Source organism: Altererythrobacter sp. C41, assembly GCF_016803135.1.
GTDB lineage: Bacteria > Pseudomonadota > Alphaproteobacteria > Sphingomonadales > Sphingomonadaceae > Pelagerythrobacter.
The window spans coordinates 1-15,017 of the sequence record NZ_JAEVFE010000012.1; the positions used below are offsets into that span (position 1 = coordinate 1).

14 protein-coding genes and 1 pseudogene are annotated in these 15,017 nt (G+C 64.8%); 2 read left to right on the forward strand and 13 right to left on the reverse strand.

Annotated elements, in window-relative coordinates; translation table 11 throughout:
• Together JNO53_RS14195 and JNO53_RS14200 are read right to left on the reverse strand one after the other, a co-directional pair.
• Positions 1–126 (reverse strand): annotated as a pseudogene (locus JNO53_RS14195) (electron transfer flavoprotein subunit beta/FixA family protein); the annotation flags it as partial.
• Positions 127–179: 53 nt separating this feature from the next.
• A complete protein-coding gene (locus JNO53_RS14200) occupies positions 180–1,076 on the reverse strand; it encodes a TauD/TfdA dioxygenase family protein (protein WP_203112908.1) in 897 nt (298 codons plus the stop codon).
• 143 nt (positions 1,077–1,219) lie between these two features.
• On the opposite strand from JNO53_RS14200, the gene JNO53_RS14205 reads away from it, so the two are divergent.
• Together JNO53_RS14205 and JNO53_RS14210 are read left to right on the forward strand one after the other, a co-directional pair.
• Positions 1,220–2,941 carry an N-acyl-D-amino-acid deacylase family protein gene (locus JNO53_RS14205; RefSeq protein WP_203112911.1) on the forward strand — a complete coding sequence of 574 codons (1,722 nt, stop codon included), beginning with the start codon at positions 1,220–1,222 and terminating at the stop codon, positions 2,939–2,941.
• 61 nt (positions 2,942–3,002) lie between these two features.
• Positions 3,003–4,226, forward strand: a complete 1,224-nt coding sequence (locus JNO53_RS14210) for an NAD(P)/FAD-dependent oxidoreductase (protein WP_203112916.1) — start codon at positions 3,003–3,005, stop codon at positions 4,224–4,226.
• A 98-nt stretch (positions 4,227–4,324) separates the two neighbouring features.
• On the opposite strand, the gene JNO53_RS14215 is transcribed toward JNO53_RS14210, so the two are convergent.
• The 11 genes from JNO53_RS14215 to JNO53_RS14265 are packed head-to-tail and all read right to left on the reverse strand — an operon-like array spanning position 4,325 to position 15,012.
• Positions 4,325–5,497 (reverse strand): acyl-CoA dehydrogenase family protein, encoded by a 1,173-nt coding sequence (locus JNO53_RS14215; RefSeq protein ID WP_338015368.1) that lies wholly within the window; start codon positions 5,495–5,497, stop codon positions 4,325–4,327.
• Between the two features lie 4 nt (positions 5,498–5,501).
• On the reverse strand, positions 5,502–6,407 hold the full coding sequence (locus JNO53_RS14220; RefSeq protein WP_203112921.1) for a hypothetical protein: 906 nt from the start codon (positions 6,405–6,407) through the stop codon (positions 5,502–5,504).
• Positions 6,408–6,460: 53 nt separating this feature from the next.
• Positions 6,461–7,426, reverse strand: coding sequence for a phytanoyl-CoA dioxygenase family protein (locus JNO53_RS14225; RefSeq protein WP_203112930.1), 966 nt, complete (start codon positions 7,424–7,426; stop codon positions 6,461–6,463).
• Positions 7,427–7,485: 59 nt separating this feature from the next.
• Positions 7,486–8,313, reverse strand: coding sequence for an HpcH/HpaI aldolase/citrate lyase family protein (locus JNO53_RS14230; RefSeq protein WP_203112933.1), 828 nt, complete (start codon positions 8,311–8,313; stop codon positions 7,486–7,488).
• Complete coding sequence (locus tag JNO53_RS14235) at positions 8,310–9,155, reverse strand: FAS1-like dehydratase domain-containing protein (protein WP_203112936.1); 846 nt, start codon at positions 9,153–9,155, stop codon at positions 8,310–8,312. Before JNO53_RS14235 ends, JNO53_RS14230 begins: the two co-directional genes overlap by 4 nt.
• Before the next feature lie 7 nt (positions 9,156–9,162).
• On the reverse strand, positions 9,163–9,567 hold the full coding sequence (locus JNO53_RS14240; protein ID WP_203112948.1) for a Zn-ribbon domain-containing OB-fold protein: 405 nt from the start codon (positions 9,565–9,567) through the stop codon (positions 9,163–9,165).
• Positions 9,567–10,742: a thiolase family protein gene (locus JNO53_RS14245; protein ID WP_203112951.1), complete on the reverse strand. Its 1,176-nt coding sequence runs from the start codon at positions 10,740–10,742 to the stop codon at positions 9,567–9,569. The genes JNO53_RS14240 and JNO53_RS14245 overlap by 1 nt, the downstream gene beginning before the upstream one ends.
• A complete protein-coding gene (locus JNO53_RS14250) occupies positions 10,742–12,364 on the reverse strand; it encodes a class I adenylate-forming enzyme family protein (protein WP_203112953.1) in 1,623 nt (540 codons plus the stop codon). The genes JNO53_RS14245 and JNO53_RS14250 overlap by 1 nt, the downstream gene beginning before the upstream one ends.
• Positions 12,351–13,208, reverse strand: coding sequence for an isocitrate lyase/PEP mutase family protein (locus tag JNO53_RS14255; protein WP_203112956.1), 858 nt, complete (start codon positions 13,206–13,208; stop codon positions 12,351–12,353). The genes JNO53_RS14250 and JNO53_RS14255 overlap by 14 nt, the downstream gene beginning before the upstream one ends.
• A complete protein-coding gene (locus JNO53_RS14260) occupies positions 13,205–13,996 on the reverse strand; it encodes a dioxygenase family protein (RefSeq protein ID WP_203112959.1) in 792 nt (263 codons plus the stop codon). The genes JNO53_RS14255 and JNO53_RS14260 overlap by 4 nt, the downstream gene beginning before the upstream one ends.
• Positions 13,993–15,012 (reverse strand): quinone oxidoreductase family protein, encoded by a 1,020-nt coding sequence (locus JNO53_RS14265; protein ID WP_203112962.1) that lies wholly within the window; start codon positions 15,010–15,012, stop codon positions 13,993–13,995. Before JNO53_RS14265 ends, JNO53_RS14260 begins: the two co-directional genes overlap by 4 nt.
• Between the last annotated feature and the right edge of the window lie 5 nt (positions 15,013–15,017).

Here is a 15,017-nt window from a genome sequence, read left to right on the forward strand (position 1 = left end):
CGCGATCTCGTCGAACGGGTTCATGCTCATCTTCACGTTCGCTAGATCAACACCCGTGCCATCCCCCTTCACCCGAGGCTTCACGTTGTAGTCAATCACCCGCTTCACGGGCACGAGGATCTTCATGCTCTTTTCCTGTTCTGTGGCGTGGGGGCCTCCCACCTGCTTTGGGGGCCGGTTCAGGCAGCCGCCCGATCGGCGAAACGTTCCGGGAGCCCGCTGACGGTTATCCGATGAAGCAACCGGCGCTCGCCATCCGCGTTGCTGAGCGGCGTCGGGGCCGCCTTGTGAAGCACTGCGAAGTTATCCCACAACAGGATCTCGCCGGGCAGCGTCTTGTGGCTCTGGCGATATTGTGACTGAAGGACATGCCGCTTGATCTTCAGGATCAGTTCGACAGCCTCAGACTCCTCCATGCCTTCGATGCCGTAGGCGGTGGTGGTCGAACAGTAGAGCGCCGGTCGGCCTGTGGCCGGATGGCGCAAGACCATCGGGTGCACGACCGGGCGGAGCCCCTTTCGCTCCTCCTCGGTCGTCTGGCTCTCGAGCGTAAGCGCACGCTCGTGCTCCTCGGCGAGCGCCAGCTTGTCACCGCCGTTCTTGACGTGCTGGACCATCAGTCCTTCGAGCGCCGTCCGCGTTTCGGCGTCCAGCCCGTCGTAGGCCTGCGCGGTTCCCGCGAACCAGGTTTCGCCGCCCTCATCAGGGGCCTCGCGCCCGTATAGCATTGTGACGCTGTGCGGCCGTTCCAGATAGGTTCCGTCGGCGTGCCAGTTCTCCGCCGGCGGGAGGGCGCGGCCAGGCACAGCCTCATTGGTAATGAGGAGGACTTCGGGATAGTCCGGCAACGTCCAGCGCTTCTGGAAGTATGGGACCAGTTCGCCCCATTTGCGTCCGAACGCGATATATTCCGGCGGCGACAGATCCTGACCGCGGATCACGAGGATATGGTTCTCGTACAGGAGGTCCACCAGCGCGTTGAACTGGGCCGGCGAGGCCGCCGCTATATCCAGTCCTTCCACGGCAACCCCGAAAGGGCCGGGCAGTGGAGTCGTGTTGAAGCTCTCGTTCGCCATGTCGGTCTCCTTAATTGAGCGGCCAAATATCAGCGCCCAGACAACCGGAGAAGCATCGCTCACCGGAATTCGAATTGGCGATATCGAGGTCGCTGCAGACGCGACGACCGTCGATCGCGACGCGAACGTGGTAGCGCGAGGCCATGGCAGAATATGATCTCGTAATCCGAAACGGCACCCTGATCGACGGGAGCGGCAGCAAGCCTCGAACGGCCGACATTGCGATCTCGGGCGATCGCATCAGCAACGTCGGCGCAGTGGCCGGCCGGGGGAAGGAAGAGATCGATGCCACAGGCTTGCTCGTCACGCCCGGTTTCGTCGACATCCACACGCACTTCGACGGGCAAGCGATCTGGGACTCGCACCTTTCTCCCACCAGTTGGCACGGCGTCACCACTGTCGTGATGGGCAATTGCGGCGTCGGGTTCGCACCTGTCCGCCCAAGCGACCGCGACAGCCTCATCGCGCTGATGGAAGGTGTCGAGGACATTCCCAACCCATGCCTTTCCGAGGGGCTCGACTGGGCGTGGGAGACCTTTCCGGAGTATCTGAAGGCTGTAGAGCGGCGCACGCACGACGCCGACATCTGCGCATTGCTGCCCCATGCGGCCCTGCGCCTTTACGTCATGGGCGAACGTGCGCTTCGGCTCGAGGCGGCAACGCCGGAAGACATGGCCCAGATGCGCGCTTTGACCGCGGAGGCCATGCGCGCAGGTGCGGTGGGCTTCTCGACCTCACGCACCATCGGACACAAGACTCTCGCCGGAGACCCCATCCCTACGCTGCGCGCGGCCGAGCACGAGCTCACCGAAATCGCGCTTGGCATGGCGGACGCCGGCCACGGCATTCTGGAAGTCATTTCGGACTGGGATGCTCCCGATCCCGACAGTGAGTTCGCGATGTTGCGCCGGATCGTCGAGATATCCGGCCGACCTGCCCTGATCTCGGTGACGCAACGATACCATCAGCCCGCGGTCTGGAGCCGGGTGATGGAGCTGGCGCGCGAAGCAGCCGCTGACGGCCTGCCGATGCGTACGGTCGTCGCCCCTCGACCGATCGGAATCCTGTTCGGCCTGGAAGGAACGCAGAACCCGTTTTCCGGCACCCCGACTTATCGTGAGTTCGCCCACCTCCCGCTGGACGAGCGGGTCGCCCGGATGCGCGACCCGGAGGTCCGGGAACGCATTCTTTCGGAAGATCCGCTTGCGCAGTCCACTTTCGCCTTGCTCGGCCGCTTGTCCAACGAGCGCGTTTTCCGGCTGAGCAATCCGCCCGACTACGCCCCTCCGCGCGATCAGTCGGTCACCGCCATCGCCGAACGCGAAGGCAGGCGACCCGAAGAAATCGCCTACGATCTCCTCCTGGAGGAGGACGGGCGCGCATTGCTGTTTGCGCCGGTCGTGAACTATCTCGATTACGACCTGTCTGCCTGCCGCGCGATGATCGGTGATTCCAACGCGCTGTTCGGTCTGGGCGACGGAGGCGCGCACGTTGGCTTCATCACGGATGCGAGCTTTCCCAGCTTCCTGCTCTCGTATTGGGGCCGCGACGCAGCGGACGGCTTCGATATCCCACGATTGATCCGCGGCTTGACGCGGGCGAACGCCGAAGCCGTCGGCCTCCTCGACCGCGGGTTGGTCGCACCTGGTTTGAAGGCGGATCTCAACCTGATCGATCTGGAAGCGATCCGATTGCAGCGTCCCTACTTCGTCCATGACTTGCCCGCCGGCGGAACGCGGCTGATGCAGCGCGCCGAGGGTTTCATTGCAACGGTCCTCTCCGGCCGTGTGACCTATCGCGCCAGCGAGCCAACGGGCTGTCTGCCTGGCCGATTGGTCCGCGGTCCCCAGCCTGCGGCGGCCTGAGGCGCTGCAGCGCCGGGCCCGCGCGAAGTATCCCGTCATCTCAACCCACTGGAGCGCGGACATGACCGCATTCGATGTTCTCATTGTCGGAGGCGGGCACGCTGGAGCACAGGTCGCGATCAATCTGCGCCAGCAGGGGTTCGGCGGCAACCTGGCCATCGTGAGCAGCGAGCCGGAACTTCCCTACGAACGGCCTCCACTCACAAAGGAATATCTGTCCCGCGAAAAACCATTCGAGCGCCTGCTGATCCGCCCCGCGGAATTCTGGGAGGAGCGCGATATCTCGATGCTAACCAATCGACGTGTCTTGACCGTCGATGCCGAAGCGCATCGCGTGGCGCTCGCGAGCGGTGAGACGATCGGCTACGGCAAGCTGGTATGGGCAGCAGGCGGCACACCGCGAACGCTCGCATGTCCGGGCGCAGATCTCGATGGCGTTCACGTCATGCGATCCAAAGCCGATGCCGACCAGCTCATGGCAGCGCTCTCCGATACGCTCGAAGTGGTCGTAATCGGCGGCGGCTATATTGGGCTCGAGACCGCCGCGGTGCTCAACACCCTGGGACACAAGGTAACAGTCGTGGAAGCGCTCCCTCGCGTGCTCGCGCGGGTTGCCGGTGAAAGTCTGTCGCGCTTCTACGAAGCGGAACACCGGGCTCGCGGCGTGGACATCCGGCTCAACGCAGCGGTGGCCGCGATCGAGGGCAGTGGGCGTGCCAACGGGGTGCGGATCGAATCCGGAGAGGTGATTCCAGCTCAGATGGTTGTGGTGGGGATCGGCATTGTTCCTGAGGTGGGGCCTTTGCTCGCGGCAGGAGCGGAGGGGGACAACGGCGTCGATGTCGATGCCCACTGCCGAACCACCCTCCCGGACATCTATGCGATCGGCGACTGCGCCGCTCACATCAGCGATTTCGCGGAGGGCAAACGGATCCGGTTGGAGTCGGTCCAGAACGCTACGGACCAAGCAATGACCGCGGCCAAGACAATCGTGGGCGCACCGCAACCCTACCGGGCCCTCCCCTGGTTCTGGTCCAATCAATACGATCTCCGGCTCCAGACCGCCGGCCTGTCAACGGGGCACGATGACACCGTCATTCGCGGTGATCCGGCCTCGCGGACCTTTTCGGTCGTCTATCTGAAGAACGGCCGAATGATCGCGCTCGACTGTGTGAATGCGATGAAGGACTATGTTCAAGGTCGGCGACTCATTGCGGATGGGGCTGCCCCGGAACCGGCGAAGCTCGCCGACACGAGCATCGCGCTGAAGGAGCTCGCGGGATAGCTCCGGAAAGGTGGGCGGCCAGAGGAAGGGATGCCACACCCCCTCCTCGCCGCACGTTATCCCAATTTCGCCCGTCGACGGGTCAATTCAGAAACCGCTCAGTAGGAGCGGGGCAATCCGAGGACGTGTTCCGAGAGATAGGCCAGTATCATGTTGGTCGAGATCGGCGCGACGCGATACAGCCGGGTCTCACGGAACTTGCGTTCCACATCGTATTCCTCGGCGAAGCCGAAACCGCCGAACGTCTGCACGCACATGTCCGCGGCCGCCCATGATGCATCCGCAGCGAGCATCTTCGCCATGTTCGCCTCGGCACCGATGTTCGCCCCGGTTTCGTACCGCGCAGCGGCATGATAGACCATGAGTTCGGCCGCGCGCATGTCCGCGTAGGCTTTCGCGATCGGAAACTGAACGCCCTGGTTGGCGCCGATCGGCCTTGCAAAGAGCTTCCGTTCCTTCGCGTAGGCGGAGGCTTTCTCGATAAACCATTTGGCATCACCGATGCACTCGGCGCCGATAAGGATCCGCTCCGCATTCATGCCCGAGAGGATGTAACGAAACCCCTTCCCTTCCTCGCCGATCAGGCTCGAGGCAGGCACGCGCACGTTGTCGAAGAACACCTCGGTCGTGCTGTGGTTCATGATCGTTCGAATGGGCTTGATGGTCATGCCAGCATCGCGCGCGGCACGCATGTCGACCAGGAAGATCGACAGGCCGTCGACCTTCTTCTCCACCTGGTCGCGAGGTGTCGTGCGAGCCAGCAGAAGCATGAGGTCGCTGTGCTCGGCACGGGACGTCCAGATCTTCTGCCCGCTCACGATATAATCGTCGCCGTCGCGCACCGCGGTGGTGCGTAGCGCAAGGGTGTCGGTGCCCGAGGTCGGTTCGGTCACGCCGAACGCCTGGAGGCGCAGCGCGCCGGACGCGATCTGCGGCAGGTAGTGCTGCTTCTGCTCCTCGCTGCCGTGGCGCAGCACCGTGTTCATGATGTACATTTGCGCATGGCAGGCCGATCCGTTGCAGCCGTTCGCCTGGATCTCCTCCATGATGACCGCCGCTGCGGTGAGATTCAGGCCCGAGCCGCCATACGCCTCGGGAATGAGCGCGGCGAGGAACCCTGCTTCCGTCAGGCTCTTGACGAACGCCGTCGGATATTCGGCCCTGCGGTCGAGATCGCGCCAGTACTCGCCGGGAAAATCGGCGCAGAGGGCGCGAACGGCGCGCCGGATTTCCGCGAGTTCGTCGCTCTCGTGATCGGCAAGAGACTGCACCGCGTCAGCCCTCCCATCCGTCGAAGATATCGCCGGCTTCGCGCTGGACCATCGTCGCGGCCTCCATCTGGCCATAGACGAGAGCGTTACCGATGACGTCGAGCGTATCCGACTTGCTCACGCCCCACGCCTTGCACAGCAGCACGTTCTCGCGAATGCCCTCGGCCGTGCGCGACATGACGTGATAGTACAGCAGCGCGGTCGGCCAGACCTGCTTGGGCAGGACGTAGAGCATGTTTTCGATCCGCGCCCGGTGCGTCTTGAGCAGACGCGGGCGATGTTCCGCCATGAAGCGGACGTAGGGCGGGATCTCCCCGATCGTGCGCAGATACCAATCGTAGAGCTTCGCCTTCTCGTCCGCACCAAAGTCGACCGTAGAAAAGTCGAGGCCCGATCTGAACGCGTCGATGTCCGGGGCCCAACCTTCGGGAAACTTCGCAGGCACTTCAGGCTCTTCGGGAAATTCCAGGCCCTCCATCGCCTCCGCGATGGTTTGCATGCCGCGCGGGCCTGCGTGAACGAACGCGATCGCGATCATCTCGTTCGCCTGCGCCCTGCTCAGCCCATCGTTGAGAAAGGAGTGCATGACGTAGCGCGCGCCGGTCACGTAGCCCATGAGCATGTAGAAGGCGAGCGTTCCGCCCCCCATCACCGCGGGTTCGACGCGCAGGGTCAGGCTGCAGTATAGCCGGTAGCGCTTGAGCACTTCCGGATTCTGGTCGAGCCACCAGTCGAGCCCGTCGAGAGGAAGGCCGAACTGCGTTGCGTAGTGCCCCCGGAAGCCATCGATCTCCTCCCGCGTGATCTCGGTCGGCTTGGACAGGTCAAGGCCGCGATGCACCCAGTTGCCCCGATCGGGGTTGAAACCGCCGCTGACTTTCCTGAGTTCGGGCACGGTGAGAGAGGCCATGGTGGCTCCTTGTGTTGGACGAGGGCGTGGAGGCAGAGCGGAAATGCCGGCGTTCAGCGCGGCGGCCGCAGTGAAATCGCGTGGCCGTCACTGGCGGATGCAAGTACTCGGTCGCCCACCTTCAACAGCTCCTGGAGCTCGTTGATCGAAAGGCGCTTGCCGGCCGTCCAGCGGCAGTAGGTATTCTCGTCGATCGCGAGCGTGACGGTTTCCCCGGAGGGAAGGGCGATATCGATGGCATCGTCGGCGAAACGGCGGATCTCGCCGATTATCGGCAAATCGCCCGTCATCGGCGCGACCCGTACGTCCATGGACATGCGGAAACGGTCCGACGTGTTTGGCAGACCGCTATGCGGCGTCATCTTGTGGAACATCACCATGTCGCCGGGCCGGTAAAGGCTTCTATGCCACTTATCCGCGGGCAGAGCCCCGGGCGGAATGCGATACTGGGGCGGGTCGTCCCGATCGTGGAAGAAGTCGCCCTTGTGCAGCCCGGGGATGACTGCGAGGCCGCCGATGCGCTCGTCGATCTCCATCAACGGGATCCAGCAGGTGAAACACTCCATGCCCATGTTGTAGAAGGCATCCTGGTGCCGCCCAAAAAACGGATCCTCCGGCAAGGTCGCACCGGGAGGCGTGATGCGATACTCGGTAATCTCCAGCCAGAAAGGCGGACTGCCCAGCAACTTCGTGAAGAACGCGTCGACCGCCGGGTCGGAGACGAACTCCTCCCAAATCCGCGCCTCGTGCAGCGGCTCTATCTTGACCGGAAAGCTGCTGAGATCCGCGCCGTTCCAGACCGGCTCGCTCGCGCCGGCATCGACGACGCCCCAGTCGACCAGGACGTCCATATACCGCTGCCTGAGCCGGCCGACCGCGCCCTGATCGAGCACGTCGCGAAAGTAGACGTAACCGTCCTCCTCCATCATCGCCAGCGTCTCGGCAGGTGTGCCGACCGTGTGATTGGCGACCCGCAGGGGCTTCATGTTTCGCAGGTCTTCGGTGGTAACAGTCGCCATGGCGTCCTCGTGCGGGGTCCGGCTCTTCGGAGCTTCACCGTGGCGGGATAACGCACTTCCTAGACGGCGCGTGAAACTATGCCCCGCGCCCAGCGCAAAATCGCTATGTCGATCATTTTGCCGTCGATCGCGCTCGCTCCTCCGTCAGACAGTTGCAGCACCCTGGTCGCTCGTTCGATCTCTTCGGCACTTGGGGAGAAGCCGTCGTTGATTAGGGGAACCTGCTTGGGGTGAATGGCGGCCTTGGCGTGAAAGCCGAGACCGGTGGCCGCCGCGCAGGACTGAGCCAGCGCCGCCGCGTCGTCGATCGAGAAGAATGGCGAATCGATCGCAACCAGCCCCTCCATCGCGGCAGCGTTGGCAATGGCCGCGCGTGCGTATCCCGCATCGAGCACCTCGGGCGACTGGCCGAGATCGGCGGAATAGTCTGCCGCACCGAACATCAGCCCCGAAAGTCTCTCGCAGGCGCCCGCGATACTGCCCACGTGATGAAGCCCGCGCGCGCTTTCGATCAGCGCAACGAGCCTTGCCCCCAGCCCGGCTTCGCTGGCCAGCCTGTCGATCAGGCAGAGTGAAGCGGAACCCTCGACTTTGGCAGCTACGATCGCATCGAGCGCGAGGCCGGGCCGCAGAAGGGCGCGCAGATCCTCCAGTCCAGCGAGCGTCTCGACCGGGTTGATGCGCACTGCGACTACCGCCTCGTCGCATGTCCCGTTGGCCAGGAAATCCCCGACGCTGATACGCGCTTCAGCTTTGCGGTCGGAAGGCACCGCGTCCTCGAGGTCCAGGATCACCGCGTCAGCCGTTGCCGCCGCCTTGGCGAAGCGATCCGGCCTGTCGCCGGGCACGAATAGCCACGATCGGGCCGAGGCAATCGAGCGGCTCATCGGCATTCCGCCGATGCGGTCATCGCACGGATGCCGCGCTGACTCGTCCAGAGATCCAGCCGCCCTTCGCTGTTCTCCGCATGGAGCAGGAGCGAGTGGCCCGCGACCGCTGGCGCCATGCCGCGGAAGCGGAAGGTCGCCAGCGGCCGGTCGAGCCGGCTGGCGGCCAGGTCTGCGAGGAGCGTGGCCTGTAGAGGGCCCTGTACGACAAGGTCCTCGTACCCCTCCTCCTCCACCGAGTAGGGACGGTCGTAATGGATGCGATGGCTGTTCAGCGTCAGTGCGGAATAGCGAAAGAGGAGGATCGGGTCGGCCTGCACCTGGGCCGCGATCGATCTTTGCGCCTCGTCGTCGGGTCCTGCCGCGTGATCCGGCGACGGAACGGATACCGATCGAGCTGCAGCGGGCTCGCGGTAGACGAGATCCTGCTCTTCCTCGATCGCCAACCCCGCCTCGTCGAAGATTTCGTGCCGCACCGTCACGAATACCAGATGCCCGCTCCGCCCCCGCTTTTCGGTGATCGCGTCGATCGTCGACACGCGCCGAATGTCCGCACCGAGCACCAGTGGCCGCCGAAAGATGAGGTGACCGCCCGCCCACATGCGCCGGGGCAAGGCGATCGGCGGGAGAAACCCGCCTCGTTTCGGATGCCCGTCCGCACCGGTCTGTGCGGGGGTTCTAACGTCCCAGAAATGCAGCCAGTGATGCAGCGGCGGCAACGGATCGCCATCACCCAGCTCGACTTGTCGTCCCATGGCCGCGAACAGCGCCATGCTGCGCGATGCGTCGAGCCGATCCCGCCGCTCTTCTTGGCGACCGAGCCACGCGGAGAACTCCATCATCGACCCGTTACTCCTGCGGTGCGATCGCCAGAACGGGTGTTTCCGACCACGCCAGCCGCCTGAAGCACAGGTTCACGCGGGTTCCCGGCTTTGGAGCAGCCTCGGGATCCTCCAGGTGCGCGAGCAATCGGACGCCTCGCGCAACTTGGACCAGTGCGATGCCGTACGGCAGGTGCTCTGCAAGGGCAGACTGGAACGCTCGGCGATAGACGACGATGCTCGACACTATGCCCACCGCTTCAGCGTCGCGCCACTCGACCGCCCCGGCGGTGCGGAAAGGGCTCGTCGGAGCCGGTGGCCAGAAGGGGCATCCCGTGGCGACGCAGTAGGGTAACGCGAGCCGTCCTTCCGCTGCCGCATTCCAGAACGGCCGCGACAGATCGTTGACGGCGGGTGCCAAGCTTTCGCTCATCACGCGCTCCGCTCGAGAATCAAGGCATCGCCCCCGACCGAGGCCCACATCGCCCGAGCGGCATCGGGGACTTGACGCTGCTCTGCTTCGCCTCGCAACTGCGTAACCAGTTCTCGAATCTGGCCCCAGCCGTTGAGCTGGGCCTGCGACAATTGGCCGCCCGCCGTATTGGTCGGAAGGTCTCCGCCGAGCCCGATCCGGCCGCCTTGTATCCAGTGGAGCGCCTCCCCCGCGCGGCAAAACCCGAAATCCTCCAGGGCGTAGAGCGGCAGGGGCGAGAAGGAATCGTACAGACCCAGCACGTCGATGTCGTCGGGACGGGCGGCGGCCATCTCGTAAACCCGCTGCCGGCAGGCATCTTCGCGCGTGAGCCGCTTGTGGGACTGCTGCGCCATTCCGAGGCCGCTCGGTGCAAAGATGAACTCGTTGCGCCCCGCCCGCATCCCTTGCGCACCGGTTATGCGGACTTCGCGCGCATCGGCGCCGGCTGCCGCGACGATTACGCACACGGCGCCATCGCCAACCGGCGAGCAGTCGAACAGTCGCAGCGGGTCGACGATCGGGCGCGACGATCGATAGTCTTCCGCCGTCATCGGCGTGCGCATGATCGCGTCGTCGGTGAGGAGCGCGTGGCGCCGGAACGTCAGCGGAATCTCCGCCAGAAGCTCGCGATCGACGCCGTAGCGACGGCAATAGAGGTCGAACCCCATTGCGGCCCCGGCAATGGGTGAGGACATGCCGATATGGCCTTCCTCGCCATGCGGTCCGCCGTTCTCACGGAACTGCTCGTGATAGAAAGGATTGTCGGCCTCTCCCATGCGGCCGATGTCCGAGTTCTTCATGGCCATCAGACACGCGACCCGGGTAGCCAGACCGGCGGATACGGCCATTGCCGCTTGAATGATCACGCTCGCGGCAAACCGACCGTGGGCCCATGTCTGTCCGCAATAGGAAGGCGACAGGCCGAAGGTCAGCGCGATGGTGTCGTAGTCAGCGCCTCGCGGCGATCCGACCTGCACGATCAGACCATCGATCTGCTCCTTGTCCAGCCCAGCATCGGCGAGCGCCGCGTTAAGCGCGTCTCCGGCGAACTCGAGCACCGACGCCTCGGGCCTGCGTTCGAAGCGGCTGGCACCCACGCCGGCGATCGCGGTCATTCCATCGAGAAAAGCCATCAGCCGTTACAGCCGAGCTCGCGCGAAGCTTCTTCCCGCAGCCGATGTTTGGCAACCTTGCCGCTGGCGAGGCGCGGCAACTGATCTTCGGTCCGGAAGAGCACGTGATGCGGCACCTTGAACGAGGCTGCCCGTTCCTTGACGTAACCGCGGACGTCGTCTTCCGCAAGGCGCGCGGCCGCATCCACGAAGGCGACGATCAGTTCGCCCCGGACGGCATCGGCGACGCCCACCACGTAAGCATCGCGGACGTCCGGATGACCGGCGATCAGTTGCTCGACCTCGACCGGCGACACGTTGATGCCGCCGCTCTTGATGATTTCTTTCAAACGCGAATGGAAGATGAAGTGCCCATCCGCATCGAAGTGCCCCAGATCCCCGGTATCGAAGAAGCCGTCGGATCGCAGGGCCCTGGCCGTTTCCTCCTGGTTGTGCAGGTAGCCGGTGGTGGTGTGGCCGCGGATCAGGACGAGACCCACCTCTCCCCGCTGCAGATCACGGCCGGTCGCGGGGTCGACGATCCGCATCTCCATGCCGGGCAGCGGCTTTCCGCTGGTCGCGAGCTTGACCTCGAGCGGATCGTCCGGACTGCCGACGGTGGCATTGCCGTAAGTCTCGGTCAGACCATAGGCCGGCACGGCGCCAGCGACACCCATCTCCACCAGCGTCAGCCGCTTGTACTCCGCGACCGTGCCGGCATTGCCCTTCTGCAGCGATCCGATCCGGGCCTGCCGGTATTCCGGATGATCCAGTATAGCGCGCGTCATGTTGCCGGTTCCGTAATATACGGTAGCACCGGTGTGCTCGATCACGTCGATCGCCCGGCCGGCATCGAAATAGTCCTGCAGTACGATGGTCGCCCCAAGCGTGAGCGTCGCCGGTAGCGCGTTGGTCGCGCCCAGGCCGTAGAACAGCGGCGTTCCGAACCAGACCCGGTCGTCCGCCACGATGCCGCGCCTGCGCCCCAACTCGATCCCGTTCTCGACCACGCCGCGTCCGTTGAGCATGACGCCCTTGGGTTCCGCGGTGCTGCCCGAAGTGTAGAGGATGAACGCGGTATCGGCACCGCTGGCGCGAGCGATGGCAGCGGCGAGATCGTCCGCGGCGACCCCGCGGCCGCAGGCGAGAAAGTCCGCCCAGGATGAAACGCCCGACGGCGCATCTCCAACGAAGAACAGACCCGCCAGCTCCGGAAAGCCTGGCGCCTCGATGCGGCCCGGTGCCGCGCCCCGTGCCTCCGGCACGATCTTGTGAAGGAGTGCGAGATAGTCCGCCTTCAGGAAGCGGGTGGCGCTGACCAGCAGCTTGAGACCGCAATGTCGCAGGGTCCAGGCAAGCTCGGTTTCCTTGTACCAGGTATTGAGCGGGACGAGCGTTGCGCCGAGATACGAGGTGGCGAGTGCCATCACCACCCACTCGGGCTGGTTGCCCAGGAGGACGCCGACGCGGTCCCCTCGCCGCACGCCCAGAGCGAGAAGGCTGCGCGTCGCAGCCAGGCTCTGATCGCGAAGCTCCGCATAGGAAATGGCGCGATCATGGTAGAGAATTGCCGGATGGTTCGGAGCCGCGGCGCATTTCTCGTCGAGCACCGCCGCCAGGCGGTTGCTTTCAGGCGCGACCATGGTTGTCTCCCTGACCGCTTTCGATGTCCCAGAAACGCTGCATTTCGACGAGGTCGAGCGTTTCCTTCCGGGCGCGTGCGAGGCTTTCGTCGGGCTGGTCGATCGTGCCGCTCCGAGCCAGCCCCGCCCAGAGATCCGACAGGCCGGATGCAATAAGGGCCACCCCGTTGAAGGGATAGCACGCAAGCGCGAAGCCGGCCTGTTCCAAGGTGGCGAGTGAAGGGATCGGGGGCACGACTCCGCCGATCCAGATCAGCGGCGTATCCGGAAAGGCTGCGCGAAACGGTTCGGTGGCGTCAGGACCGAGATCGAGCACCATCAGGGCGTCGGCACCGGCATCGACATAGGTCGCGCAGCGCGCGAGCGTCTCGTCGATCGACTTCGTAACGCGCAAGGCATCGGTTCGGGCGACGATGGCGAAAGCCGCGGTGCGCCGCGCTGAAACCACCGTGCGCAGGCGGCGCGCCATAGTCTCCGGCGACACGAGCGTACCCTGGCCCCGATGATAGGCGGCACGCTTGGGGTAAGGCTGGTCGTCGATATGCAGGCCGGTCGCGCCCGCCGCCTCGATCTCGCGGACCGCAAGATGCAGGTGGGCCGGCTCGCCGAAACCCGCACCCGCGTCCACCAGGACCGGTAGGTCGGTCGTGGCTGTGACACGCGCCGTGATCGCCGCGGTTTCGGACAAGGTGATGAAAGGCTGCCCCTTGCCGAGCCCCAGAGCCATCGCATTGCCGCCCAGATAGAGCGCGCTGTGCCCGGCTTGCTCCGCAATGCGCGCGGTAAGGGGATCATGAATACCGGGAGCAGCCGTGATCGCTCCGGTTTGCCACAGCGCGCTCATCGCGAGGTCCGCGAAACGGCGAAATCGAAGACCGCTTCATATTCGTCGGCGACGCCGCTGTCGGCGGGCTTCATGCCGATCAGGAGATCATCGCTCACCGCCCCTTCCACATAGTCGCTGTCGAGATAGGGATTGCCGGGAACGAACAACTGCGTCGTCAGGAGGCAGTGTTCGCCTTCCCATATCTTGACGTGGATATGCGCAGCGCGGCGATTGTGGCGCCCCATAGCCCGGAACAGCTCGCCGATCGGATCGTGATCATGGTCCGAGTAGTCCTTCGGAACGGCCGTTCGCGCGCGATAGCGGCCCTCTTCGTCAGCGCGCACCCGGCCGAACAACTGGAGATCGTCAAGATCGTAGTGCCCGTCGTGATCCGCCTGCCACAGGTCGACGATCGCGCCGGGGATCGGCGCGCCGGTCGCCGCGTCGGTAACGCGCCCCGACAGATGGAGCACTGGCGTGCCCGGCGGCGGATCGCCGGCGAACAGATCGCCGTCCTCCCGCAGCGGCGCGGCTCGATAGAAAGGACCTTCCAGATTCGGCCGCGTGCCGCCTGGCACGCGTGCCGTCACATCCACGCTGGTCATCGCCAGCGCGACATCGATCAGGCTTCGGCAGAAGCCGGACTGACCCAGCCTGTTGAAATAGTCGCCGGCGACGTGAAGTTCGTCCTGGGTGATTTCGAATTCCCGAACGACCTCCTTCATCTTCTCGACCGTGCGGGCGAAGATCGCCTTCAGCCTCTCGTCGGGTTCGGCATCGGGCAGTTCGGCTGGCATCTGGTTCATGGTTTCAGCACAACGCGGCCCGAAGCCGCGCCTCCTTCGACGATTTCATGGGCCTGCGCGACTTCGGAAAGAGGCAGAACCCGGCTGACCTGCGGAGTCACGATCCCCCGTGCCGCCAGCGCGATCGCGTCCGCCAGCTGGGCTCGGCTGACGCTGCCCACACCGAGAATCTGCGCACGCTTGAAGAAGATGCGCGCCGGGTTGATCGAGATGTCCTCTCCGAACAATTGCCCGACCATTGCATAGCGGCCGTGGACGGCGAGGCTGTCGAAACACGCGTCGAACACGCGGCTGCCGACATTGTCGACGACGATGTCCACGCCTTCACCATCCGTCAGATCGCGCACTTCTCCGGCGAAGTTCTCGCCGTCACCCGCGATGACCACCTCGTCCGCGCCAATGCCGACGAGGAACTCGCGCTTTGCGGCGCTTCGCGTGACGGCAATCACGCGCGCACCGCATGCCTTTGCGATCTGGACGCTGGGAACACCGACACCGCCAGTCGCGCCGGTCACCAAGACCGTCTCGCCGATCTGCACCCGGGCCGTGTCGCGCAACGCGTTGAGTGCCACGCCGGCGCCGGGCCCCAGCGAGCAGCTCACTTCGAACGGAATGGCCGCCGGCACTTTGGCGAAAGCGTCCTGAGGCAGCGCAACGTATTCGGCGTAGCCGCCTTTGACCGGCCGGCGGCGCCGGCAAGTCGTCTCGCGCCCGCTCCGGCAAAACCTGCAGGCCCCACAACTGATAAACGCCTTGCTGCAGACATGATCGCCTACGGCGAGATCCAGCACGGCCTCGCCATGGGCGGCCACGGTGCCGCTGATCTCGAGCCCGAGAACCGCCGGCCAGACCACGTCGCGGCGATAGGTACCGTTTCGTTCGACCACGTCGCGGTAGGAGACGCCGCAAGCCTCGACCTTGACGAGCACCTCTTCCGGTCCGATCGTGGGCACCGGGACGTCTTCCAGGACGAAGGCGTCCGGCGATCCCGCCCCGTGCAGGACGGCAGCTTTCATGGTTC